This is a genomic window from Nocardiopsis aegyptia (assembly GCF_013410755.1).
In the GTDB taxonomy this organism is placed as follows: domain Bacteria; phylum Actinomycetota; class Actinomycetes; order Streptosporangiales; family Streptosporangiaceae; genus Nocardiopsis; species Nocardiopsis aegyptia.
In genome coordinates, this window is sequence record NZ_JACCFS010000001.1 from 2,101,299 (window position 1) to 2,125,093 (window position 23,795).

Annotated in this window: 21 protein-coding genes; 15 read left to right on the forward strand and 6 right to left on the reverse strand. The window is 72.1% G+C overall.

Annotation, left to right across the window (positions count from 1 at the left end; translation table 11 throughout):
* The first annotated feature begins 196 nt into the window (after positions 1–196).
* The 6 genes from HNR10_RS09415 to HNR10_RS09440 all read left to right on the forward strand — a co-directional run bounded on the left by HNR10_RS09415 (position 197) and on the right by HNR10_RS09440 (position 6,724).
* Positions 197–3,064 (forward strand): sensor histidine kinase, encoded by a 2,868-nt coding sequence (locus HNR10_RS09415; RefSeq protein WP_312889189.1) that lies wholly within the window; start codon positions 197–199, stop codon positions 3,062–3,064.
* A 2-nt stretch (positions 3,065–3,066) separates the two neighbouring features.
* Positions 3,067–3,498: a roadblock/LC7 domain-containing protein gene (locus HNR10_RS09420; protein WP_179822474.1), complete on the forward strand. Its 432-nt coding sequence runs from the start codon at positions 3,067–3,069 to the stop codon at positions 3,496–3,498.
* Positions 3,499–3,507: 9 nt separating this feature from the next.
* Complete coding sequence (locus HNR10_RS09425; RefSeq protein ID WP_246406138.1) at positions 3,508–3,915, forward strand: DUF742 domain-containing protein; 408 nt, start codon at positions 3,508–3,510, stop codon at positions 3,913–3,915.
* A complete protein-coding gene (locus tag HNR10_RS09430) occupies positions 3,896–4,477 on the forward strand; it encodes a GTP-binding protein (RefSeq protein ID WP_179822475.1) in 582 nt (193 codons plus the stop codon). The genes HNR10_RS09425 and HNR10_RS09430 overlap by 20 nt, the downstream gene beginning before the upstream one ends.
* Before the next feature lie 212 nt (positions 4,478–4,689).
* Positions 4,690–5,685 carry an oxygenase MpaB family protein gene (locus HNR10_RS09435; protein ID WP_179822477.1) on the forward strand — a complete coding sequence of 332 codons (996 nt, stop codon included), beginning with the start codon at positions 4,690–4,692 and terminating at the stop codon, positions 5,683–5,685.
* Between the two features lie 97 nt (positions 5,686–5,782).
* Positions 5,783–6,724, forward strand: coding sequence for an oxygenase MpaB family protein (locus tag HNR10_RS09440; RefSeq protein WP_179822479.1), 942 nt, complete (start codon positions 5,783–5,785; stop codon positions 6,722–6,724).
* Between the two features lie 107 nt (positions 6,725–6,831).
* On the opposite strand, the gene HNR10_RS09445 is transcribed toward HNR10_RS09440, so the two are convergent.
* Positions 6,832–7,482 (reverse strand): TetR/AcrR family transcriptional regulator, encoded by a 651-nt coding sequence (locus HNR10_RS09445; RefSeq protein WP_179822480.1) that lies wholly within the window; start codon positions 7,480–7,482, stop codon positions 6,832–6,834.
* Between the two features lie 90 nt (positions 7,483–7,572).
* Between HNR10_RS09445 and HNR10_RS09450 the strand changes: the two genes are divergently transcribed.
* Both HNR10_RS09450 and HNR10_RS09455 read left to right on the forward strand, forming a co-directional pair.
* Positions 7,573–9,072: a DHA2 family efflux MFS transporter permease subunit gene (locus HNR10_RS09450; RefSeq protein WP_179822482.1), complete on the forward strand. Its 1,500-nt coding sequence runs from the start codon at positions 7,573–7,575 to the stop codon at positions 9,070–9,072.
* Positions 9,072–9,998, forward strand: a complete 927-nt coding sequence (locus HNR10_RS09455; RefSeq protein WP_179822484.1) for an NADP-dependent oxidoreductase — start codon at positions 9,072–9,074, stop codon at positions 9,996–9,998. Before HNR10_RS09450 ends, HNR10_RS09455 begins: the two co-directional genes overlap by 1 nt.
* A 64-nt stretch (positions 9,999–10,062) precedes the next feature.
* Here the strand turns inward: HNR10_RS09455 and HNR10_RS09460 are convergent, their stop codons facing one another.
* Both HNR10_RS09460 and HNR10_RS09465 read right to left on the reverse strand, forming a co-directional pair.
* Complete coding sequence (locus HNR10_RS09460) at positions 10,063–10,812, reverse strand: SDR family NAD(P)-dependent oxidoreductase (RefSeq protein ID WP_179822486.1); 750 nt, start codon at positions 10,810–10,812, stop codon at positions 10,063–10,065.
* Positions 10,813–10,881: 69 nt separating this feature from the next.
* Complete coding sequence (locus tag HNR10_RS09465; RefSeq protein ID WP_179822487.1) at positions 10,882–12,237, reverse strand: FAD-binding oxidoreductase; 1,356 nt, start codon at positions 12,235–12,237, stop codon at positions 10,882–10,884.
* A 197-nt stretch (positions 12,238–12,434) separates the two neighbouring features.
* On the opposite strand from HNR10_RS09465, the gene HNR10_RS09470 reads away from it, so the two are divergent.
* The gene (locus tag HNR10_RS09470) at positions 12,435–13,646 is read left to right on the forward strand and encodes an RNA-guided endonuclease InsQ/TnpB family protein (RefSeq protein WP_179822489.1); all 1,212 of its coding nucleotides are present in this window, start codon (positions 12,435–12,437) and stop codon (positions 13,644–13,646) included.
* 74 nt (positions 13,647–13,720) lie between these two features.
* Here HNR10_RS09470 and HNR10_RS09475 read toward each other — a convergent pair whose 3' ends face one another.
* On the reverse strand, positions 13,721–14,689 hold the full coding sequence (locus HNR10_RS09475) for a decaprenyl-phosphate phosphoribosyltransferase (protein WP_376769743.1): 969 nt from the start codon (positions 14,687–14,689) through the stop codon (positions 13,721–13,723).
* A 322-nt stretch (positions 14,690–15,011) separates the two neighbouring features.
* A complete protein-coding gene (locus HNR10_RS09480; protein WP_179822493.1) occupies positions 15,012–15,926 on the reverse strand; it encodes a DUF3068 domain-containing protein in 915 nt (304 codons plus the stop codon).
* Positions 15,927–16,127: 201 nt separating this feature from the next.
* Between HNR10_RS09480 and HNR10_RS09485 the strand changes: the two genes are divergently transcribed.
* Positions 16,128–17,414 carry an acyltransferase family protein gene (locus HNR10_RS09485; protein ID WP_179822495.1) on the forward strand — a complete coding sequence of 429 codons (1,287 nt, stop codon included), beginning with the start codon at positions 16,128–16,130 and terminating at the stop codon, positions 17,412–17,414.
* Position 17,415: 1 nt separating this feature from the next.
* Here HNR10_RS09485 and HNR10_RS09490 read toward each other — a convergent pair whose 3' ends face one another.
* Positions 17,416–19,293 carry a hypothetical protein gene (locus HNR10_RS09490; RefSeq protein WP_246406140.1) on the reverse strand — a complete coding sequence of 626 codons (1,878 nt, stop codon included), beginning with the start codon at positions 19,291–19,293 and terminating at the stop codon, positions 17,416–17,418.
* Between the two features lie 148 nt (positions 19,294–19,441).
* Here HNR10_RS09490 and HNR10_RS09495 point away from each other — a divergent pair, with 148 nt between their 5' ends.
* The 5 genes from HNR10_RS09495 to HNR10_RS09515 all read left to right on the forward strand — a co-directional run bounded on the left by HNR10_RS09495 (position 19,442) and on the right by HNR10_RS09515 (position 23,775).
* The gene (locus tag HNR10_RS09495; RefSeq protein ID WP_376769744.1) at positions 19,442–20,176 is read left to right on the forward strand and encodes a class I SAM-dependent methyltransferase; all 735 of its coding nucleotides are present in this window, start codon (positions 19,442–19,444) and stop codon (positions 20,174–20,176) included.
* Positions 20,173–20,934 carry a class I SAM-dependent methyltransferase gene (locus HNR10_RS09500; protein ID WP_179822498.1) on the forward strand — a complete coding sequence of 254 codons (762 nt, stop codon included), beginning with the start codon at positions 20,173–20,175 and terminating at the stop codon, positions 20,932–20,934. The genes HNR10_RS09495 and HNR10_RS09500 overlap by 4 nt, the downstream gene beginning before the upstream one ends.
* Before the next feature lie 290 nt (positions 20,935–21,224).
* Positions 21,225–21,515, forward strand: coding sequence for a hypothetical protein (locus tag HNR10_RS09505; protein ID WP_218897676.1), 291 nt, complete (start codon positions 21,225–21,227; stop codon positions 21,513–21,515).
* Between the two features lie 23 nt (positions 21,516–21,538).
* On the forward strand, positions 21,539–23,266 hold the full coding sequence (locus HNR10_RS09510) for an alpha/beta hydrolase (RefSeq protein WP_179822501.1): 1,728 nt from the start codon (positions 21,539–21,541) through the stop codon (positions 23,264–23,266).
* 8 nt (positions 23,267–23,274) lie between these two features.
* Entirely contained in the window at positions 23,275–23,775 is a 501-nt protein-coding gene (locus HNR10_RS09515) for a hypothetical protein (RefSeq protein WP_179822503.1), read from the forward strand.
* The last annotated feature ends 20 nt before the right edge of the window (positions 23,776–23,795 follow it).

The window sequence follows — 23,795 nt, forward strand, 5'->3', positions numbered from 1 at the left end:
GACCGACCGCTGATCGCCCGCTGGGCGCCGACCCGCGGCGCCGAGCGGACACGCGAGTGGTTACCCTGCGGTAGGTCCGCGTCACCACCCCGCACGCGGACACGGCTCCGAGAAGCGGCCGGCCCCCGCCCCCGCGCGGGCCGTGCGCGCCCTCCCCCAGGTACCAGCGGCCACCCCCGGCCCCCGAGGAACACCCGTGACGCGGATCGACAGGAGAACCGTGCAGGCAGCACCCGAGCGGCGCAGGCGGACGATCACCGCCCGGCTCCGCACCATGGTCATGATCCCGGTGGCGGCGCTGATCGCCCTGTGGCTGATCCTCACCGTCGTCCTCGCCGGACACGCCGTGTTCCAGGTCATCCAGGCCAAGGCCACCGAGGACATGATCGCCCCCGCCGCGGTCGGCCTCGTGAACGTCATGCAGGAGCGGTCCCAGACGATCGCCTACATCGAGAACCCCCAGGACCAGGCGCTGCGGGACGAGCTGGACGCGGCGCGCGCCCGCTCCGACGACTCGATGGGCGCGGTCATCGACGAGCTCTTCGCGTTCGTCGACCTCGCCCCCGAGGGCACCGCCGAGCGCATCAGCGACCTGCACGGCCAGTACTCGGAGATCGGCGCCATCCGCGAGGCCGTGGACGACGGGTCCGCCTCCCGGGCCGACGTGCTCACCTACTACAACTCCCTGGTCCTGGCCGGCTCCGACACCTTCGACACCCAGACGCGGGAGGGGACGGAGGGCTCCGCGGTGAGCCCCGCCTACACCGCCACGACCCTGTTCCGCGCCGTGGACCTGTTCGCGCAGAGCGACGCCCAGCTCGCCCGGGCCTTCGCCACCGACGAGCTGGGCCACGAGGACCAGCACGAGTTCGGCCGCCTGGTCGGCTCCTACCAGGGCTTCCTGGAGGCCACCGCCCCCTACCTGGAGGGCGAGGGCCAGCAGGAGCGCGTGACGGCCCTGCTGGAGAGCCCCGAGTACGCGCGCCTGCTGGAGATGCAGCAGCAGATCATCCACCGCCAGATCGAGACGGAGACCGTCGTCGACCCGGTCACCCTCCAGGAGGAGACGGTCCCGGACCTGTCCCTGCCGGTGGACGCCGACCAGTGGTCGCAGGACTACTCCTACGTCCTGTCCGAGCTCACCACCATCGGTGAGGACGAGGCCCTGTACGCCGCGTCCCTGACCCGCGAGGACGCGAACGGCGCCGTCCTCATGGCGGTGCTGGGCAGCCTCGGCGTCGCCGCGGTGACCGCGGTCGCCTTCCTGCTGGCCACCCGTTCCGCCCGCCTGCTCACCGCCCGCCTGCTGGACCTGCGCGACGGCGCCACCGACCTGGCGGAGACGCGGCTGCCCGCGCTGATGCGCCGCCTGCACGAGGGCGACTCGGTCGACACGTGCACGGCCGTCCCCCAGCTGACCACCTCCGACGACGAGATCGGCGACGTCGCCCGGGCGTTCAACACCGCCCAGCGCGCCGCCGTCGACGAGGCCGTCCAGCAGACGGAGCTGCGCCAGGGCGTCAACCGGGTGTTCCTCAACATCGCCCACCGCAGCCAGACGCTGGTCCACCGCCAACTGCGGCTGCTGGACAAGATGGAGCGCGAGCAGGAGGACCCCGACCAGCTGGCCCAGCTGTTCAAGCTCGACCACCTCGCCACGCGCTCGCGCCGCAACGCGGAGAACCTGCTCATCCTGGGCGGCGAGGCGCCGGGCCGCACCTGGCACCGGCCGATGCCGCTCATCGACGTCCTGCGCGGCGCCATCTCCGAGTCCGGCGACTACACCCGGGTCAAGCGCGAGCGGATCGCCCGCGTGCACCTGAACGGCCCCGCCGTCGCCGACGTCATCCACCTGGTGGCCGAACTGGTCGACAACGCGGCGATGTTCTCGCCCCCGCACACCCAGGTCCGTCTGAGCAGTGACGACGTGCCCAACGGTGTGACGATCGAGATCGAGGACCGCGGCCTGGGCATGACGGAGGGGGAGTTCGAGTCGGCCAACGCGCTGCTGGCCGACCCGCCCGAGTTCGACGTGATGCGCCTCAACGAGAAGATGCGCCTCGGACTGTTCGTGGTCTCGCACCTGGCGCACCGGCACGGCATCCAGGTCCACCTGCGCCAGTCCCCGTACGGCGGTGTGCAGGCGATCGTGCTCCTACCCCACAGCCTGATCTCCGGCGAGCGCCGGCCGGTCCCCGGCCAGGAGGGCGAGGAGGACATCTGGGAGGTCCGCGAGATCGTCGACCGCTCGCGGAGCGCCATCGAGGCCCCGTCGGCACCCGGGAACGGCAACGGCAACGGCACCAAGCCGGTGCTGACCTCGGTGGCTCCGCCCACCGACGTCACCGACGAGAGCGAGTCCGCCGACGCCGGCGAGGGCACCGGGAGCGCGGCGAGCGGCCCGGCCTCCCCGCCCACCGGTCTGGCGTCGCTGTTCGCGCCCGCCCCGGCGCCCGCGGCCGTGCCGGACGGCGACGCACGGGACGAGGGCGGCACCGGTGACAGCGACGACGCGTCCGCGACCGGCGACCGGCCAGTCGATGACGACGCCGAGGACGGCACCGGGAACGAGGACGGGCACGGCACACCCGCCGGTGCCACGGGCGGCATGGACGGCGGCGACAGCACCGGCGCAGGCACCGCCGAGGGCGTCAACGGAACCGGGCCGCTGCCCCGGCGCACGCCCACCAACGGCGCCGCCCCGGCCCCGTCCGGCGCGGACGCCCGGACACCGCTCCCCACCCGTCGGCCGGCGGCCGGCACGACGGCGGCACCGCGGGACACCGCGGCCGACCCGGCGCCGACGATGGTCGAGGCGGGCGGAGGGCGTCCGCCCCTGCCCAAGCGCCGCCCGCAGGAGAACCTGGCACCGCAGCTGGCGGCCGACACCGGCGGCGACGTCCTGGGCGGCCCCGCGTCCGGCGGCTCGTCCTCGGGCGACCCCACCGTCTCCTCGGACCGCCTGGCCCGACTGCGCCAGAACATGTCCGCCTTCCAGAAGGGCACCGACCGGGGCCGGCGCGAGAGCAAACAGCAGACCGACGACACCGACAAGGACGCGTAACCGTGACGAGCACCCCCGACAGCACCGGAACCAAGGACATCGACTGGCTGCTCGACGAACTGCTCGAACGAGCGGTCGGCTCGCGCCACGCCATCGTGCTCTCCGCCGACGGTCTGCTGATCGGCCGCTCCCGCGGCCTGGTCAAGGAGGACGCCGAGCACCTGTCCGCGGTGGCCTCCGCGTTCCAGAGCCTCGCGCGGGGCACCGGGCGCCACTTCGGGGGCGGCGAGGTCCTCCAGACGGTCGTCGAGATGGAGAGCGCCTACCTGTTCGTCACGGGCGCCGGCCGCGGCGCGTGCCTGGCCGTCCTGGCCGAGGAGAGCGCCGACGTCGGACTCATCGCCTACGAGATGAACGTCCTGGTCGAACAGGTCGGACGGTACCTGGACGCCGCACCCCGGCACGAGGGCGCGACCGGGGAATCCACGCGATAGGGGACGGTTATGCCAGCCAACCACGAGCAACGACCGGACGGGGCGGACGACCCGTCCGTACCCGCGGGGGCCGAGGAGGCGGGCCCCCTCGTCCGCCCGTACGTGATCGCGCAGGGCCGCGACCACGCGGACTCCGTCAAGCTCGACATGATCAGTGTGGTCATCGCCGCCAAGCGGGCCGAGATCGACGAGATGGCGCTCGAACCGGAGCAGCTCCGCATCCTGGAGCTGTGCCGGCGGCCCCAGTCGGTGGCCGAGGTGTCCGCGCACCTGGACATCCCGGTCGCCGTCGTCAAGGTCCTGCTCAGCGACCTGCTCAACCGCGGCCTGGCCCTGGCCCGCGCACCCTACACGGCAAAGAGCCCGGTCAGCCGGGACGTACTCCAGGCGGTTCTCGATGGCATCCAGCGACTCTGACGACACCCAGGCCCCGGTCCCGTCCGCGCTCAAGATCCTCGTGGCGGGTGGCTTCGGAGCCGGCAAGACCACGATGGTCGCGTCGGTGAGCGAGATCGCTCCGCTCAGCACCGAGGAGGTGATGACCGAGGCCAGCTACGGCATCGACGACCTGTCCGGTGTCGAGGCCAAGACCACCACCACGGTGGCGCTGGACTTCGGCCGCATCACCATCAACGAGCACCTCGTGCTGTACCTGTTCGGCACGCCCGGGCAGGAGCGGTTCTGGTTCATGTGGGACGAGCTCTCCGAGGGCGCGCTGGGCGCGATCGTCCTGGCCGACACCCGCCGGCTGGAGACCTGCTTCGCGGCGGTGGACTTCTTCGAGCGGCGCGGCGTGCCGTTCGTGGTGGCGGTCAACTGCTTCGAGGGCGCCCACGCCTACGAGCCGACGGAGGTGCGCGACGCCCTCAGCCTGGATCCGGGCATCCCCGTGGTCCTGTGCGACGCGCGCGAGCGACAGTCGTCCAAGGAGGTCCTGTTGACGCTGGTCAACCGGGTGGCGGAGCGCATGGCCGCCTGACCCGTGTCGTCGCGGACCTCCTCGGGGCTCCCCCGCCCCTCACCCCTCTCCGGTCGCCCGTGTCCCGGCGGCACTCCGCCGGGACGCCGGAACCCTTGTACACACGGGGCTTCCCGGTAAAGTTCGGGCCGTGAAACGTTCAACCACAGGACGATTCGCTGCACAGACCGCCGTCCGACCGGACGGGGCCACGAAGGTGACGGGAGTACTCCATGAAGCGGTTCGAGTGGCGTGACCGGATAGCGGGCATGGACGCCGAGGCCGAGTGCCGCGAGATCGTGCTCATCCTGGGCAGCCACGAGTTCCCGTGGGACTTCGAGCAGGCGCTGGGACTCGCGCTGTACCGCACCTACGCCGTGCCGAGCATCGGCCGCCTGCTGGCCGACACCAAGGAGTTCACCGAGCGCCCGCAGCACCGGTACGACGACACCGCGCTGATCCTCAACGACATCATGGAGTTCGGGTTCGAGCCGGGCCGCGGTCGCGACGCGCTGCGCCGGATGAACCAGATGCACCGCTCCTACGACATCAGCAACGACGACTACCGCTACGTCCTCAGCACGTTCGTCGTGATGCCCGTGCGCTGGCTCAACGACCTCGGCTACGGCTGGCGCCGGCTGACCGACCACGAGATCGCGGCGAGCACCAACTACTACCGCCGCCTGGGCCGGCACATGGGGATCAAGGACATCCCGGAGACCTACGCGGAGTTCTACGAGCTGTTCGACTCCTACGAGCGCGAGCACTTCGCCTACACCGACGGCGGACGCGCGGTCTCCGACGCCACCCTCGGCCTGATGGTGGACTTCTACCCCGCCTGGCAGCGGCCCCTGGTGCGCCCGTTCACCAAGGCCCTGTTGGACGACCGGCTCATCGAGGCGTTCGGCTACCCGGAGCCCTCGGCGGCGTGGCGGCGGCTGGCCGACTCGGCGCTGCGGCTGCGCGCGAGGGTCGTGCGCCGGATGAGGCCGCGCGTGGAGCCGCGCCTGGCCCGGCAGAGCCCGAACATCCGCAGCTACCCGGACGGCTACGACCCGTCGCGGATCGGCACGTTCCCCCAGGGCTGCCCGGTCCCGCACGGCCTGGCCACCCGGGAGGTCCCCGGGACCGGGGCCCAGGTGCCCGCTCCGGGCCAGGCGGTCGCGAGCGCGTCCCCGGCGCCGCCCCAGGCACCGGCCACGACGGCCGAGGACGCCGCCGAGCGGTAGCGCCCGCGGCTCCCCCCTCTCCCCACCGACCTCACCGGCCGCCCCGCCCCCACCGGCCGCCCCCTCCTGCCCCGCCCCCGCTCAACGAGGACCCCCGATGAAGCGTTTCGACTTCCGCGACGAGATCCACCGCCTGGACGCCGAGGCCGACTGCGTGCGGATCATGCAGATCCTGCAGTCCCACGAGTTCCCCTGGGACATGGGACGCGCCCTGGGCATCGCCCTGTACCGCACCTACGCCGTGCCGAGCATCGGCGCCCTGCTCGGGCGGACCGACGAGTTCACCGGCAGCACGCAGAAGCGCTACGACGACACCGCGCTGATCCTGGGCAACATGGTCCAGCACGGCTTCGAGCCCGGCCCCGGCCGCGACGCCCTGCGCCGGATGAACCAGATGCACCGCTCCTACGACATCAGCAACGACGACTACCGCTACGTCCTCAGCACGTTCGTCGTGATGCCCGTGCGCTGGCTCAACGACCACGGCTACGGCTGGCGCCGCCTGTCCGAGCACGAGATCGCCGCGATCACCCACTACTACCGCCGCCTGGGCCGCTACATGGGGATCAGGGACGTCCCCGAGACCTACGCGGGCTTCCGCGACCTCATGGACGGCTACGAGCGCGAGCACTTCGCCTACACCGAGGGAGGCCGGCGGGTCTCGGACTCGACCCTGGACCTGATGGTGTCGTTCTATCCGCCGCGCCTGGCCGGGGCCGCCCGGAAGTTCTCCATGGCGATCCTCGACGACTCGCTCATCGAGGCCTTCCGCTACGAGCCGCCGAGCCGGGCCTGGCGCCGCGCCGCCGACCTCGCGCTGCGGCTGCGTGCGAGGGTCGTGCGCCGGATGAAGCCGCGCGAGGAGCCGCTGTGGGCGGAGAACAACCCGAACATCCGCAGCTACCCGGACGGCTACGACGTCAACCGGATCGGCACGTTCCCGGCGGGCTGCCCCGTGGCGCACGACGTCGACCCGGTCGGCAACGAGGAGCTGGACCGCCCGGCGACCGCGCGCGAGGGGGCCGACGCGCACGAGTGAGTGCCGGTCCGAGGGCCGGGGGCCAGGGCGGGAGGGAGCGCTCCGCGCGGGCGCCGGGAGGACACGGTGTTCCGGACGGGCCGCGAACCGGATTTCGGTTCAGTGGTTCAGCGGTCGACCGGCCCGTAGATCCGCAGGAACGCCCGGACCCCGGCCCGGACGACGCGGAGCCGCTCCTCCTCGGGGACCGGACGGGCGTTGAAGAACGACCGGTTGGTCGTGGGCGTCTGCACGAGCGCGACGTAGTGGTCGGCCGCGTCGCCCTCCTCCCCCGGGGCGACGCGCAGCAGCCCCCGGTCGGCCATCGCCCGCAGCCGGTCCGCCAGGCCGCGGTGGACGGGCTCGGGCCCGCTGCGGATCCACACCCGGATGACCTCGGGGAAGTGGGCGGCCTCGGCCATCAGCAGCCGCACCAGGGCGCCGTGGTCGGCGCTGCGGACCCCCGGTGAGGCCCACTCGTCACCGAAGGCGACCAGGGCGGCCTCCGCGTCGTCCGGGTGCGCGAGGTGGCACTCGGCGATCCGCTCGAAGTCCTCGGCGACCGCGGAGCTGCTCTCGGCCACGATCGTGGCGAACAGCTCCTCCTTGTCGCGGAAGTGGTTGTAGATCGTCCGCTTGGAGACGCACGCGTCGGCCGCGATGGCGTCGACGCTCGTGCGCGTGTAGCCCTCCCGGAGGAACACCCGCCGCGCGGCCCCGACGATGGCCGCCCGCTTGGCCGGATGGCCCCTGCGGACCGGTGCCGCTCCGTCCGCCATCGATGTGCCGCCTTCCCCGCGTGTTCCCTGTTCCGGGGACCAACCTACAACGCTGTACAGACTTACACTGCACGGTGTAGTTTACTTTCCATGACGAAGGACCGACCCGCGACGCGTGCGGGCACCTCCCCCGCCCGCGTCGACGCTCCCCTGGTCCGGCTCGCCGCCGTACTGCTGGTCGGCGCGGTCGCGACCATGCTCGACAGCACGATCGTGGCCGTGGCCATCGACGGGCTCGCCCGTGTCTTCGGCTCTCCCCTCTCCACCGTCCAGTGGGTGGGCACCGCCTATCTCCTCGCCATGGCCTCGGTCATCCCGCTCTCCGGATGGGCGCTGGACCGCTTCGGCGCGCGCCGCGCCTGGATCGTCGCGATGCTGCTGTTCGGGGCCGGATCGGCGCTGTCGGCGACCGCGTGGTCCCTGGCGTCCCTGGTCGCCTTCCGGGTGGTCACCGGTCTGGGGGCCGGGCTGGTGCTGCCGCTGGTCATCGCGATCCTGGCCCGCGCGGCGGGCCCCGGGCGCCTGGGCCGCGCCATGGCCATGGTCACCGTCCCCGGGCAGCTCGCCCCGGTCCTGGGCCCGCTGGCCGGAGGGCTGCTGCTGGACGGCCCGGGCTGGCGGTGGCTGTTCCTCGTGCACCCGCCGGTCGCCGTACTGGCCGTGCTGGCGGCGGTCGCGGTCCTGCCGGACGATCCGGCCGGCGGCGGGGACGGGGCGGTGGACGGGGACGCTGAAGGGGACGCCGTGGCCGGTGAGCGGCGGCTCGACCTGGTGGGGCTGGCCCTGCTGTCCCCCGCGCTGGCCGCCCTACTCTACGGGCTCTCCACCCTCGGCTCGGGAGGGGGCCCGACCGCCGCGGCCCTCACCGGTGCCGGGCTGGTGCTGGGAGGCGCGTTCGTGTGGCACGCCCTGCGGCGGCGTCCCGCCGGTTCACCCGCGCCCGTCCTGGACCTGCGGCTGTTCCGCCAGTTCCGGTTCACCCTCGGCGCGGCCCTGATGTTCGTGTTCGGCGCGGGCATCTGGGCGCCCATGTTCGTCATCCCGCTCTTCTACCAGCAGGCGCGCGGAGCCTCCGCCCTGGAGGCCGGGCTCCTGCTGGCCCCGCAGGGCCTCGGCATGGCGGTGGCGGTGCTGTGCGTGGGCGGCCTCGCCGACCGCACGGCGCCCCGGCTGCTCGTGGTGGGCGGGATGGCGCTCGCCGCGGCCGCCACCGTGCCCTTCGCGTTCGCGACCGCCCACACCCCGGACCTCCTGCTCGGCGCCGCCCTGTTCGGGCGCGGCGTCGGCCTGGGGGCCGCGGGCATCCCGGTGATGGCCGTGGCCTACCGGGGGCTGGCCCCCGGCCGGATCCCCCGGGCGACCAGCGCGCTGACCGTGCTGCAACGGATCGGCGCGGCGGCCGGTACCGCCGGACTGGCCCTGGTGCTGACCCGGGTCGCGGCGGCCGTGGCCGGACCGGGCGCGCCCGTCCCCGTGGCGGCCTTCCAGAGCGCGTTCTGGTGGATGATCGGCCTGACGGCCGTCGCCCTGGTCCCCGCTCTGCTGCTCCCCTCCACCCCTCCCACCGACGACCTGGAAGGACGACCCTGATGCGCGCGATGACGATTCCCGAGTTCGGCCCGCCGGACGTGCTGACTCCCGCCGAGGTCCCCACGCCCGAACCCGGCCCCGGACAGGTCCGCGTCCGCGTCGTCGCGGCCGGGGCCCTGCCGGTCGACGCGCGGATCCGGCGCGGGGAGGAGCCCTGGCGCTCGCACGTGGAGCTGCCGCTGGTGCCCGGGAACGAGTTCGCCGGGACCGTCGACGCGGTCGGCCCCGGGACGGCCGCGGACGGTACCGCGCCGCGGGTCGGTGCGGAGGTGCTGGGCTTCACCACCTTAGGCGCCTACGCCGAGTTCGTCGTCGTGCCCGCCGACCAGGTCGTGCCCAAGCCGGCCGACATGCCGTGGGAGGTGGCGGGCGGTTTCTCCGCCCAGGCCCAGGGCGCCCACATGGCCCTGGCCGCGGTCGGGGCCGGGCCCGGGGACACCGTCCTGATCGGGTCCGCTGCCGGCGGGCTGGGCACCTTCGCGGTCCAGTTGGCGCGGGTGCGCGGCGCCGCGACGGTCATCGGCACGGCGGGCCCGCGCAACCACGACCACCTGCGCTCGCTCGGCGCGGTCCCGGTGTCCTACGGCCCGGACCTGGTCGAACGAGTGCGCGCGCTCGCCCCGCGGGGAGTGGACGCGGCGGTCGACTCGTTCGACGAGGCCTCGCTGCGGCAGGCCCTGGAGATCGTCGGCGACCCCCGCCGGGTGACGAGCATGGTCGCCCACGACGCAGCCCGCGCCCTGGGCCTGGCCGAGCCGGACGGCGTCCGGTCCGGGGCCCGCCTGGCCGGGCTGGTGCGGCTGTACGAGGAGGGCCGGGTGCGGCCGCACATCCGCGCCGCCCACCGGTTCACGGACGCCGCCCTGGCTCACCGGGACCTGGACTCCGGGCACGGCCGGGGCAAGCTGGTGCTCACCGGGTGGTGAGCGGGCACCGTCGGCGCGGGTCCGTGGGGTCCACCGCGGCGGACGGCGGGGGCGTCCGCCGCGGTCAGCGGCCCAGGCGGCGCCACAGGGCGCGCGGCATCAGCCGCATCCCCGCGAACACCGGCTGGAGGACGCGCGGAGCCCACACGGTGGTGGCACCCGAGCGCAGTCCGGCCGCCACGGCGTCCGCGACCTGGCCGGGGGTGGCGGGGAACGGCGCGGGCTCCACGTGCGCCGACATCCGCGTCGGCACGTAGCCGGGGCGGACCACCAGGACGCGGGCCCCCGAGCCGTGCAGGGAGTCGGCCAGGCCCTGGGCGAAGCCGTCCAGACCGGCCTTGGCCGACCCGTAGACGAAGTTGAAGCGGCGCACGCGCACCCCGGCCACGGACGACACCACCACGAGGACGCCGTGGCCCTGTTCGCGCAGGCGCGCCGCGACGGCCAGACCGGCCGACACGTGCCCCGTGTAGTTCACGGCGGCGGCGCGCGCGGCCGAGGCGGGATCGGCTTCGTAGTCGGCCTGCTCGCCCAGCACGCCGAAGGAGTCGACCACCACGTCCAGGTCGCCCACGAGGTCCACGCCCCGCGCCACCGTCGCGGTGTGGGTGTCGGGGTCCTGGGCGTCGAACTCCAGCGAGTGCACGGTGGCGCCCAGGGCGGTCAGGACGCTGGGGGCGGCCGTCCCGCCGCGCGCCGCCAGCACGACCTCCCTGGCGCCGTCGCGGACCAGCCGTTCGACGACGGCCAGCCCGATCTCGCTGCGGCCGCCGAGCAGCAGCACGGTTCGCACCGAACCCACGGAGTCACGCATGGCGGTCCCTTCGAGTGGAAGCGTCGGCGGCGGCCCGGACGGCCGTCCGCATCGGCGCGCGGCCCGTGCTCACAGGAGCCTCAGGCGCCGGGCCAGGTCCGAGACGAGGACCCCGGCCGGATCGGCCTTCGCCCGGACCTCGCGCCAGGCGGGCAGGCCGGGGTACATCGCGTGCACGGTCTCGGCCCGCGCACGGCTGTCCTTGGCCAGGTAGAGCCGCCCTCCGGCGTCGAGCACGCGCTCGTCGAACCCGTGGAGCAGGCCGGCGAGCCCGGGGAGCGCGGCGGGCAGGTCCATGGCCAGCGACCAGCCCGGACGCGGGAAGGAGAGCGGGCCGGGAACGGGCTCGCCCATCCGCTTGAGGACGGCGAGGAAGGTCGGCGTCCCGGCGCGGGACAGGTCCCGGGCGATCCCGGTGAGCACGTCCTCGGCGCCGAACGGCACGACGAACTGGTACTGGACGAAGCCGTGCGGCCCGTACATCCGGTTCCAGCCCCGGACCGCGTCGAGCGGGTGGAAGAACGACGGCAGCGGCTGCGGCTCGCCGCGTCGGCGCTCCGGCGCGCCGTGGAAGCGGGCGGCGTTGAACGCCCCCGCCGTCCAGCGGTTGAGCAGCCCGGACGGCGCCCACGGCGGCGCGGTCAGCCGGTGGGACGGGCTCAGCCGGAGCGGGTCGGCGCGCAACGCCCGGGGCAGGTCCGCGGGCCGGGCGTGGTGCGCGCGGGTGAGCACGCCCCGGCCCAGGGAGCGCCCGCGGGCGAGCAGGTCCACCCAGCACACGGAGTAGTGCGCGTCGTCGTGGCGCGACATCAGCTCCAGCGTGGCGTCGAGGTCGGCGGTGCGGTCGGTGTCCACCCGCATGTGGGCGGTCTCCACCGGGCGGACCGCCACGGTCGCCTCGGTGACCACCCCGGTCAGGCCCATGCCGCCGACGGTCGCCCAGAAGAGGTCGGCGTCCGCGAGGCCGGGGCCGAGGACACGGGTGCGGCCGTCGGGCGTGAGCAGGGTCAGGGAGCGCACGTGGGCGCCGAACGAGGAGTCGCGGTGGTGGTTCTTGCCGTGGACGTCGGCGGCGATCGCCCCGCCCAGCGTCACGTACCCGGTGCCGGGCATGACGGGCAGGAGGTGGCCGCGGCGCAGCAGGTGGGCAGCCAGCCGGCCCAGGGCGGTGCCCGCGGGCGCGGTGACCGTGCCCCGGTCGGAGTCGAGCCGTACGGGACCGGTGAGCTCGCGGCAGTCGAGGACCAGTCCGCCGGCGGACTGGGCGGCGTCGCCGTAGGACCGGCCGAGGCCGCGCGGCAGGGCGCCGCGCGGTCCGGCCTGGGCGAGCGCGTCGGCCACCTGCGCGGGGGTGCGCGGACGGACCACGTGGGCGGCGGTGGGCGCGGTCCGGCCCCACCCGGTGAGCAGCGTCGGACGGTTCAAAGTGTTCCTCCAGGAATACCCCGGCCATTCACCGGCGCTTTCGGCCGCCGACAGAACGGAGCAGGGGTGGGCACGGCGGTTCCGCGCCGCCGCGTCGTCCTTCCAAGAGCAGGGTCATGCCTCCCACGATCGGGGTGCTCAGGGGTACGCCGACCCACAACCCTCGACTGTCGTACCTCCCCGCTGCGTTTCCGGCCATGACGACACCAGCGCGGGCGAACCAGGAGGCCGGGTACGCCCGGTACACCTACCGGCTGCGTGTGTCGTCCACCGCTGAGCACGGCCTGCTGGCCGAATGGGGCCGGTGCCGGTGGGTGTGGAACCAGTGCGTGGCCGAATCTCGCGCGGCGCACAAGGTGGGAGAGAAGTGCGGCCCAGCCCGGCTGGACAAGATGCTGACCGGATGGCGTTCCCTGCAGCGGTGGCTGCGATCGGGGGCGTCGGTGACCCAGCAACAGACCATCCGCGACTTCGCCAAATCTCGCACCAAGGCCCAGAAGGACATCAGGGCGCGCCTGTCTGTGCGCCGACGGACGGGCATGCCGAAGTTCAAGAAGAAGGGTGAAGCGGACCCGACCCTGAACTACACCCGGCGGGGCTTCCGGCTCAAGGACGGGTACCTGCACCTGGCCGGGGGCCTCGCCCTGACCGTGGTGTGGTCCCGCGACCTTCCGGCCGACCCGACGAGCGTTCGGGTGTACCAGGATCCGCTGGGGCACTGGCACTGGCACTGCTCGTTCGTCGTCCCTGCCCAGGCCGAGACCCTGCCTGAGACGGGCCGAGCCATCGGTATCGACTGGGGAGTCAAGGAGATCGGGACCAGCACCTCCGACGAGCACGACCTGCCGCACCCACAACACGGCCGCAAGGCCCAGGCGAAGCTGGCCCGCTACGACCGGATGATGGCCCGCCGCAAACCACCCAAGGGCCAGAAGGCGTCGAAGGGATACCGCGAGGCGAAGAGGCTGCGTGCCAGGGCGCACCGGAAGGTGGCCCGGCAGCGCCAGGACACTGCCCGTAAGTGGGCCAAACGGGTGGTGACCGACCACGACGCGATCGCGGTCGAGGACTTCCGGCCCAAGTTCCTGGCCAAGAGCACGATGGCGCGTAAGGCGGCTGACGCCGCGATCGGTGCGACCAAGCGGGCTCTGGTCGAAATGGGACGCAAGCACGGACGGGACGTGCGCCTGGTCCATCCGGCGTATACGACGATGGACTGCGGCGGTTGCGGTGCGAGAGCCAAGCACCGGCTGCCGTTGTCCGAACGCATCTACACCTGCACCGCGTGCAGTGTGTCCCGGCCACGGGACAAGAACTCCGCGCATGTGGTGCTGGTCCGGGCCGGTCTGGCCCCGGGCGGTGCCAAGGGCGTAAGACCCGGTCGTCCGCAGGGCGGCCAGGCGGCCTGAGCCGTGAATCCCCGCAGTTCTCATGGCGGGAGGGGACCCGTTCGAGAATCCTCTTCCTTCAGGGACGGGAGCAGTCAAAGGTAGATCCCCAGACCGACCAGGGTCACGAGGGCGACGAGGACGGCCTGGAGCGGCCGGTCGCGCAGGGCGACCTCCTCGGGCTCCTCGCCGACACCGCGGTCGACGAGCAGGTTGTAGCGGAGCACGAACATGATGAAGGGAACGATACTGACCGCGTGGAAGGTGGTGTGCTCGGCCGGTTCCAGCGCCCACACGCAGTAGGTGACGATCATCGCGGCCGAGACCGTGGTGCGGGTCTGGGTGAGGTAGGAGACGGAGTAGCCGCGCAGCGTCGCGCGGGCCGCCAGGGGCTCGGAGGTGCGGGAACCGGCGGGCGCCGCGTCGGTGGCGGCGTCGGCGGCGCGCAGTTCGGCCTCGCGCTTGCCGACCACCACGAGCAGGGCGGCCAGGGACACCACGATGACGAACCAGGTGGTGAGGGGGACCCCGACGACCACCGCGCCCGCGACGGCGCGCAGGACGTGGCAGGCGGAGACCGCGACCAGGTCGCACACGACGACGTCCTTGAGGAAGTGCGTGTAGGCGAGGGTGAGCACGACGTAGCAGGTGAGCAGGACGGTCAGCCCCGGCTCGTGGAACAGCAGGGAGGCGGGCGGCACGGCGGCGACCAGGACGACGCCCACGGTCACGGCGACGGGGACGGGCAGGTCGCCCGAGGCCACCGGGCGGTCGCGTTTGCGTTCGTGGGCGCGGTCGCGTTCCACGTCCCGGACGTCGTTGAGCAGGTAGGTCCCGCCGGCCGCCAGGCAGAAGAGGACGAAGGCCACGGCGCAGGAGGCCAGGGCCGACGGCTGGCCGAGCGCTCCAGCGGCCGCCGGGGCGGCGAACACGAGGAGGTTCTTGAGCCACTGGCGCGGGCGGCACGCGCACACCAGGGCGAAGGGGAGGGAGCGGGCTGTCCGGGACGAGCGCGCCTCCGCCGGCCCACGGGACTCCGCGGACACGCCAGCGCCTGCGGGCACACCGGCCTCCACAGGCACACCGGCCTCGGGAGCCACGACGGGCTCCGCCGGCCCACGGGACTCCGCGCGCACGCCGGCCTCCCCGAGTACCCCGGCCTCCACAGGCACACCGGCCTCGGGAGCCACGACGGGCTCCGCCGGCACGCCGCGTTCCGCGGGGCCGGTTCCGTGGTGTCGGGTCCGCCGGTGGCCCACTGGTGAGGACATGTCCGCTCCCGTCGTCGTCGCTGCCGGAGACGGCCGCGCCGCCGGTACACCGGGGGGATGTACCGGCGGCGGCCGCCGGGGGGAGAGAATGCGGTGTCCCTGGGGGGGTGTTCCGCTAGTGGGCGCCGCGCCGGCCCGCGATCAGCAGGACGGTCGCGATGGCGATGAGGCCGACGCCGACGATCAGGGACCCCACCGGAATGGTGGTACGCAGCAGGGGCAGCAGGGTCCGGCCCTGCTCGGAGCTCTGGATCTTGTCCTGCACGCTCGCCTCGTCGAAGGTGAGCTCGCCACTGAGGAGGGTCAGGACCTCCTCGCCCTCATAGACCACGACCCGGTGCTGGTCCTCGCTGACCTTGATCGGGGTACCGGTCACGGCGTCGACCCAGTAGGTGCGCACGATCGAGAACTGTTCGTCGCCGGTGATGTCGCCGTCGCCCTCCAGGCCCGCCACGGAGCGCGGGATGGTGCGCTCGCCGACGGTGGTCGGTTCGACGGTCTGGACGTAGCGGTAGGTCTCGACGCCCTCGATGTCCTCGACGCCCTGGAACTCCATCGGGACGACTTCCTGGACGGTGGTCTCGTAGAAGTCGTAGTCGCGCTGCTCCGGGAAGAAGGGGAACTTCCACAGGATGCCGGCCTGGGTGGCGGCCTCGTCGTTGATCATGGCGTCGCAGCAGTCCACGGCCTCACCGGTGACCCGGTCGTGCCCGGCGCGACGGCTGGTGGAGGAGATGCCGAAGTCGGTGTCGGCGTCCTTGATCCAGGTGAACTGGTCCCAGACGACGGTGTCGTCCGTGCTGGAGGCCACGTCGGCGCGGATCGTCGAGTGCGCCTCCACCCGGGCGTTCTCGACCGGCTCCACGTCCTCGATGTTGAAGTAGTCGACCTCTCCTTCGTTGACGGTTTGACTGTAGTAGTCCAGAGGAGTCTTCATCAGGGAGCTCGACATCCACGTGCGCATCATGGGTGCGAAGGCGAGAAAGAAGACCCCCAGCGCGATGAGAACGACCGCAACGGTACGGCGCATGTGCCCTCCTGGGCGGATGAGAGTCCGGTTCTGGATCTGGAACTGGGTGGATCGGATCGAAGTCAGCGGGGGCGGGTGGAACTAGCTTCAGTTCCGGTAGAGTACTGCCCAGTAGTGAACGACGTCACCAGGGCGTGTCTGAATTTTTATAACACGTTCTAGTGAGACGCGTTTCGACTCGCCCCCGCGCTGGAAGGCCCCATGGAGCGCACCCTCTCCCCGACCGCGGACCGCCTGCTGCCCCAGGTCGACGGCCGCCACGAGACCCTCGATGGCATCCGCGCCGCGGCCGCCCTGATGGTCCTCTTCTTCCATGTGGCCACCGAGACCGGCGACTCCCTGGCCCCCGGTGTCGTCGGCGGCCTCCTGGGCGCCCTCGACCTGGCGGTGCCCCTCTTCTTCGCCCTCTCCGGCGTCCTGCTCTTCCGGCCGTGGGCCCGCGCCGTCCTGGACGGCGACCAGGGTCCGCGCGCCCTGCCCTACCTCTGGCGACGCGCGGTGCGGGTGTTCCCGGCCTACTGGGTGGTGGCCGTGACGGCGCTGCTGCTCCACTCCCGCGCCGAACTCGGCCTCCGGCACTGGCTGGAGGTGGTGACGCTGACCTTCCCCTTCGACACCGACCCGCCCTGGCTCGGCACCGGCCCGTACGGCCTGGGACAGATGTGGAGCCTGTCGGTCGAGGTGAGCTTCTACCTGCTGCTTCCGCTGCTGGCCCTGGCGCTGACGCTGTGGGCGCGGCGCGGCCCCACGGTCGACGCCCGCGGCCGGCGCCTGCTCGTCGGCCTGGCCGCTCTGGTCGTGCTGGGCTTCGCCGCCCTGGTGCCGCAGTTCTATCCGGAGGCGCGCGCGTACATGCACGCGTGGCTGCCCCGGGCGCTGGGCCTGTTCGCCGCCGGAATGGCCCTGGCGGTCCTGTCGGAGTGGGCCCGCCGCGAACCCGGACCGGACGGACCCGTGCGGCGCCTGTGCCGGACGATCGCCGCCTCCCCTGGGCTCTGCTGGCTGGCGGCGGGCGCGTTCCTGGCGCTCAACGCGACACCGGCCGCCGGCGGCCGCTTCATCGGCGCCGGGGACGTCTGGAGCTCGGCGGTGGACTCGGCGACCGGTATCGGCTTCGCGTTCCTCGTGCTGGCCCCCGCCGCGCTCGCGCCGCGCCCCACGGCCGCCGCGCTGCCGTTGCGCCGGGCCGAGGCCTGGGCCGGCGGGAGGTGGCTGGATTCGCTGCTGCGGCACCGGACGGTCCAGTTCCTCGCGCGGATCTCCTACGGGGTGTTCCTGTGGCAGTTCGTGGTGCTGTACCTGTGGCGCGACTTCACCGGCCAGGAGATCTTCACGGGGTCCTTCCTGTTGGACGCGGTCCCGGTGACCGCGGGCACGGTCCTGCTGGCCATGGCCACCCACCGGTGGGTGGAGGAACCCGCCCGTCGCTGGTCGCGGCACCACGGCCCCGGCTCCGCGCCGAAGCGGGCGGTCGCCGCCGGCGGGTGAGCTATTCCCCGGTCCGGTCGTCCTCGTCCGCGTCCCACGGATTGCCCTCCACGGTGGGCGCCATCGTGCCGATCGACACCCAGCTCACGCACACCTCGTCCGCCGACGTGTACAGGGCCAGCTGGTCGCCGACCGCGCCCACGGGGACGTACCAGGTGCCGTTCTCCTCGGCGGCCGGCAGTTCGGCGTCGATCCAGTCGTCGCCCAGCGCCACGGCCACCTCGGTCGGGTCCTCGGCCGTGTAGCCGATGGTGACGATCTGGGGCGGCCCGCCCTCCGCCCTGACCGGCCAGGCCATCAGCCCGTCCCAGGACTCGATGCACTCGTCGCCCGCGGCGGGGCCGAACACGTAGCTGTTGTCGGACGGGCGGGCGGGCACCAGGTAGCCGCCGTCGTTGAACACGTACGCCCGGTCGGACTGCTCCGGGGAGCTCATCCGCTCGGCCGTGTCCGGGTCGGCGAGCGGCGCCAGGACGTACGAGCTCATCCGCCGGTGCCCGTTCCACTCCAGCACGACGTCCTGGGGGACCGGACGGGAGTAGAGTCCGCCCTCCTCGGGCACACCGTCCAGCGCCACGCGCACGGTGTCCAGGTACCACTGGAGCCGGTCGCCGCTGAGCGTGTCGGCGTAGGTGACCGTGGAGAACACCGCCGCGCCCGCGTACGCCGCCGTGGCCAGTCCGGCCGTGACCCGGGTGGCGCGGCCGGGGACCGCGCCGGGTGCCTCCTGGCCGACGGCGGCGCGAGCCCGCTCCTCGCGGGTCGGCAGGAAGGCCAGGGCCAGGCACAGCGCGAAGACCAGGGCGGCGTCGGCCACGTACCGGGGGTCGGCGGCGGCCACCTCCTGGAAGCGTCCCCGGGCCACGACCGTCGGGATGATGTCCACGACTACGAGGTAGCCGAGCAGCACCGTCCAGGCGCGCCACGCGCGGCGGCGCAGCCACAGGCTGGCGAGCACGATCACGCCGAACACGGCCCAGGACACCAGCACGATCTCACCGTGGGCGTCGATCAGGCCACCGGTCGGGGTGACGGGCGACCACTCCAGGGGACCGCCCAGGGCACCGACGGGGAAGACCTCGGTGAGCAGGCCCCGCACCATGGCCATCGCGGGCCCGTACTCGGGCACGCCCGCGCCCTCGCTGCCGTCGCCGGCGCGCATCCGGGCCAGGTACAGGACGGTGTAGGCGCCGAAGAGGACCCCCATCGACGTCCAGAAGGGCCGGTGCAGCGCCCAGGCGCGGCGTGCCGCGGCGACCGGGCCGCCCGGGTAGAGCGCGGCGACGGAGACCGCGAACAGCAGCAGCGGCAGGAACATCGCTTTGACGTTGAACAGCATCGCGAACCCGACCGCGATCCCCGCCCACAGCGCGAAGCGGCGGTCCGAGGTGCGCAGGTAGCGGACCGTCCACAGCAGCGCGAGCACCGTGCCGAGCTGGAGCGGCACCGCGTTGAGCGCCGCGGACCACCAGCCCAGGACGGGCACGGTCAGCGGGGCCAGGGCGTACAGGGTCACGGGTACCAGGAGCGCCCAGCGCCGGCCGAACAGTTCCCACAGCAGCCGTAGGAAGCCGAGCAGCGCCGCCGTCTGCAGGGCGAGCATGATCCCGGCGCTGACCCACCAGTTGAACGGCCAGAACGCCGTCTGGAGGTAGGCCAGGAAGAGCCCGCCCGGCATCAGGTGGCCCTTGTGCAGGCTGAACAGGTACTCCGGGCTCAGGTCGGCGGCGTGGGCGCCGGCGAAGAACAGGAAGTCGTCCTCGACGAAGTAGGACGCCTGGAGCAGGTAGACCTTGAGTGCCACCGCGGCGGCGATGAGCAGGAGTGCGGCCAGGAGGACCCGGTCGCGTACCAGCGCGAGGGCGGAAGCAGGCGGCATCGGTCTCTCCACGCCATAGGTTGGCCTACCGGACAATGGATGCCAGAATACAACAAGTTCCAGTTTTGTCCTTGACTGTTATCGCAGGCCGTGACGTTTCGTTCCGCCGGAACGAGAACAAGCTTCAGAAACTGTGGAGGTGAGGCCGGTGGGGCTCGAACAGGTACGCCGGGACTGGACCCGGCTGGGTTCCGCCGAGCCGCTGTGGGCGGTGTGCGTCGACCCCGGCAAGCGCGGCGGCGGATGGGACGACGACGAGTTCCTCGCCTCGGGGCGCGCCGAGATCGATCCGGCCCTCGCCCGGCTGGAGGAGCTGGGCGCCCGCCCGGGCCGCGGCCGCGTCCTCGACTTCGGCTGCGGCGCCGGACGCCTGTCCAACGCGCTGGCCGCGCACTTCGACCGGGTCGACGGCGTCGACATCTCCGCGCCCATGCTGGCGGAGGCCCGCCGCCTGGACCGGTCGGGGGGCCGGATCACCTTCCACCTCAACGCGCGCCCGGACCTGTCCCTGTTCGAGGACGACTCCTTCGACCTGGTCTACACCGACCTCGTCCTCCAGCACCTGCCGCCCGAGCTGGCCGAGGGCTACCTGCGCGAGTTCGCCCGGGTCGTGCGCCCGGGCGGCGCCCTGGTCCTCGGGGTGCCCGAGTCCGAGCGGCGCACCTTCAAGGGGCTGGTCTTCCGGTACGCCCCGTGGCCGCTGGTGGCGCTGGCCCAGCGCGTGCTCCTGCGCTACCCGGCCCCGATGCGGATGCACACGCTGGCCACCGAGCGGATCGCCGCGCTGGTGCCGGGGGGCCGGATCCTGGCCTCGGACGAGTACTGGGGCGGTGACCACTGGCGCCACCTGCGCCACTACGTCGTGCTGGAGGGGACATCGTGAGCGCGACCGGCACCAGGTCCGACGGCACGGTCCCCTTCCGTGCCACGCTCGGCCGCTCAGTGGGGCTGTTCTCCGCCTTCCGCCGCGAGCAGACCGACCCGGCGTTCTTCTACGGCACGCTGGCGCGCGACACCGTGGCCCAGTTGCGCTCGTACACACCGTTGGACGGCCGCCTGGTGGTGGACGTCGGCGGCGGCCCCGGCTACTTCGCCGACGCGCTGCGCGACGCCGGGGCCCGCTGCCTGTGCGTGGACTCCGACGCCCACGAGATGCGCCTGCACGGCCGCGACGCCGACCTGCACGCGGTCCAGGGAAGCGCGCTCGACCTCCCGCTCCGCGACGGCTCGGTGGACGTGTGCTTCTCCTCGAACGTGCTGGAACACGTGCCCGACCGCACCCGGATGGCCGACGAGATGGTCCGCGTGACCAGGCCCGGCGGGCTGGTCTACCTGTCGTACACGCTGTGGCTGTCTCCGTGGGGAGGCCACGAGACCTCCCCGTGGCACTACCTCGGCGGTTCCTACGCCGCCGAGCGCTTCACGCGCAAGCACGGCCGCCGGCCCAAGAACGACTTCGGCCGCAGCATGTACGCCGCGCACGCCAAGGAGATGATCCGCTGGACGCGCGGGCGCGCCGACGTGGACGTGGTCGACGTCCGGCCGCGCTACCTGCCCGACTGGATGCGCCCGATCGTGCACGTGCCGTTCCTGCGCGAGGTCGTCACCTGGAACCTCCTCCTGGTCCTCCGCAAACGCTGAAGCAGTACGCCCCCGCTCGAGCCCGACCGGTCGGCGACGCGCAGTTGGAGAGATGGGTTCTGGCCGACATCGGCCAGGCCCCCTTCCACACCGGTTCTCGCAGGTCATCGTGCCCGGACGTTGACTCTCCGCACGGATCCACCGCCCACGAGCTGTGTACGGTTATGCGCTTTCTGTCATTGACTGGTACATATTGCGGGTCATGGCCTCAAGCCTGACCGCACCCCTTCCCCTGCCCCTTCCCGGAGTCACCCGTGTCCCCTGCCGTAGGCGTCAACCCCCACGAAGCCATGTCCGAAGCCACTCAGGCCGAGGAGATGGCCGAGGCGATGGTCTATCTCGGCGTGGACTTCGAGGCGGCGGTCGCTGACCTGCGCGGAGCGGTGTCCTCACACGTGTCCCCAGGCCTGGACGACTACGAGGCGAACTCCTTCGAGCACATCCGCGCGGTCGCCACCAGCGGTATCGCCCTGGCCCAGAACGTTCAGGGCGCCGACCTCTCGATCACCGATGCCGACCACGAGAGCGCCGACGAGTTCCAGGAGGGCTTGGACGCCCTGGACATCCAGATCAACTTCTGACCCCACACCGAGAAGGAACACACATGTCCATCAGCGACGTGTCGTTGGGGCTGCCTTCGGACATCGACGCCGACGTCGGGGCCATCAACGACGGAGCCGAGACTCTCGACGGCATCTGCGCGACCATGTACGGCCGCTCCCAGGACCTCGACGGCCAGTTCAACAGCTCGGCGTCCGAGTTCTCCGACCTCGTCGCCTGGGACATCAGTTCCGCCTCCGCCCAGGAGTTGCAGTCCTGGTGGGAGGCCGGCCGCGCCCTCACCCACGGCGCAGCCGTCCTGCGGTTGTGGGGCGAGGACATCGGTACCTACCGCGAGACACGCGCCGACCTGGAGGAACGTTTCCAGACGGCCAAGCGCAACGCCCAGGCCAGAGTCGACAACCCCATCGCCAGCGCCGCTGCCAGCGGCCGCACGGGCGGTCTCGTCGAGGGGATCGTCGACGCCGCCGCCAACAACCGGGCCGAACGCGAGGAACAGGAGGTCATGGCCCTCAACGGCTACGCCTGCGAGCTGCTCGTCGAGCACACGACCGCCTGGGACCTGTTGATGGACCAGGCCGACCTGGCCAAGAAGGACCTGCGCAACGGTCCCAGCGAGGAAACCATGGAGCGCCTGGTGGAGTCCGGCCACCTGAGCTCGAACCAGCTGGGCTTCTTCCCCTCCGATGACGTCCCCCTCGAGGAGTTCATCGAAAGCGCCGGCCCCGCATCCGTGAACACCTGGTGGACCTCTCTTGACGAGGAACAGCAGCAGGAGGCCATGGAGGACCACCCGGAACTGCTACGCGACCTCGACGGTATCCCCACTGTGGTCCGCGACGAACTCAACCGGGAGCACTTGGACGAGGAGATCGAACGATTGGAGGCAGAGGTCGCGGAGGCAGAGGAAGGCCTCAACGATGCCGTACGTTCGCCGAGTTCCCCCAACGCCGACGTGGACGACTCCATTGCGACAAATGACCTGAGCGAACTGGAAGAGCAACTTGAAACGCTGACCACTATGCACGGCAGCCTCAACGACGACAACGCTGACCGGTACCTGCTCGCCCTCGATACCGAGGACCGCGGTCGCGCCATCGTGTCCAACGGCAACCCCGACACCGCCGAGAACGTCGCGACCCTCGTTCCAGGCACCACGACCACCTGGCAGAGCACCAACGACCAGATGGGTCGAGCCAACTCACTCGTGGACGCTGCAAACGACGCTGTGGAGGGCGACCACGCCGTGATCAGCTGGATCGGATACGACGCTCCCAATATCTCCGAAGCGGCCGGACCGGGACGCGCCGAGGACGCGGTCGACGAACTGAGCAGCTTCCAGGACGGGTTGCGCGCCACTCACGAGAACGCGTCGCCGTCGCACAACACCGTCATCGGGCACAGCTACGGGTCCACAGTGGTCGGACACACCGCGCAGAGCGACGATGGACTCAACGCCGACGAAGTCGTCTTCGTGGGTAGTCCCGGACCCGGCGCCGACCATGTGTCCGAACTCGGATTCGACCCCGAGAATGTGCATGCCTCCAGAGCCGAGAACGACGGCATCTCCGTGACTCCGGACGCCGTCCACGGCGTTGACCCGACCGATCCGGACTTCGGAGCGACCGTGTTCGATTCATCACCGGGAACCGAATTGCCCAACTGGGCAGGCCGTGCCACGAATCCGCTCGGGGACGCCCACTCCGAATACTTCAATGACGACACGGCCTCTTTGGAGTACATGGGCGAAGTCATCGCGGGAAGGAAGTAGACCACATCATGACCCGATTCAACTACTGGACCTGCGCCCTCACCGTCGCCCTACTGGTGAACGGCTGCGGATCCGGATCGCCGGAGGAAGCGAACGTGGACGAGACCATCACCCAGGACGAGGCCGCGGAGAAGGTCACAGAACACATCGAAGGGCTTATGTCCTCGCTCCCAGACGAAGCCGAACTCGAGACACGGCAGGGCATGAACTTCGCTTCCTGCGACGACCCCACCGACGGCGGGCCCCGAGGCCGCATCACCGTCAGTGAGCGATTCTGGATCCGCGGCCTTCCAGTAGAAGACAACGAGACCAACATTGAACTGATGTACGAGCACTGGACCAGCAACGGCTACCGTGTACTCCGCGACGAACGCCCCGACAAGCAGTCAATCGCTGTCGAAGACGAGGAGGATTCGTTCAGGATGTCCCTTCGGGTCAGCGACCAGGGAAGCCTGTCCATCGGTGCCTCTTCCTACTGTGTCTGGCCCGAGGGCACTCCCGAGGCCTGACGCGCTCCCGACGGGGCTGG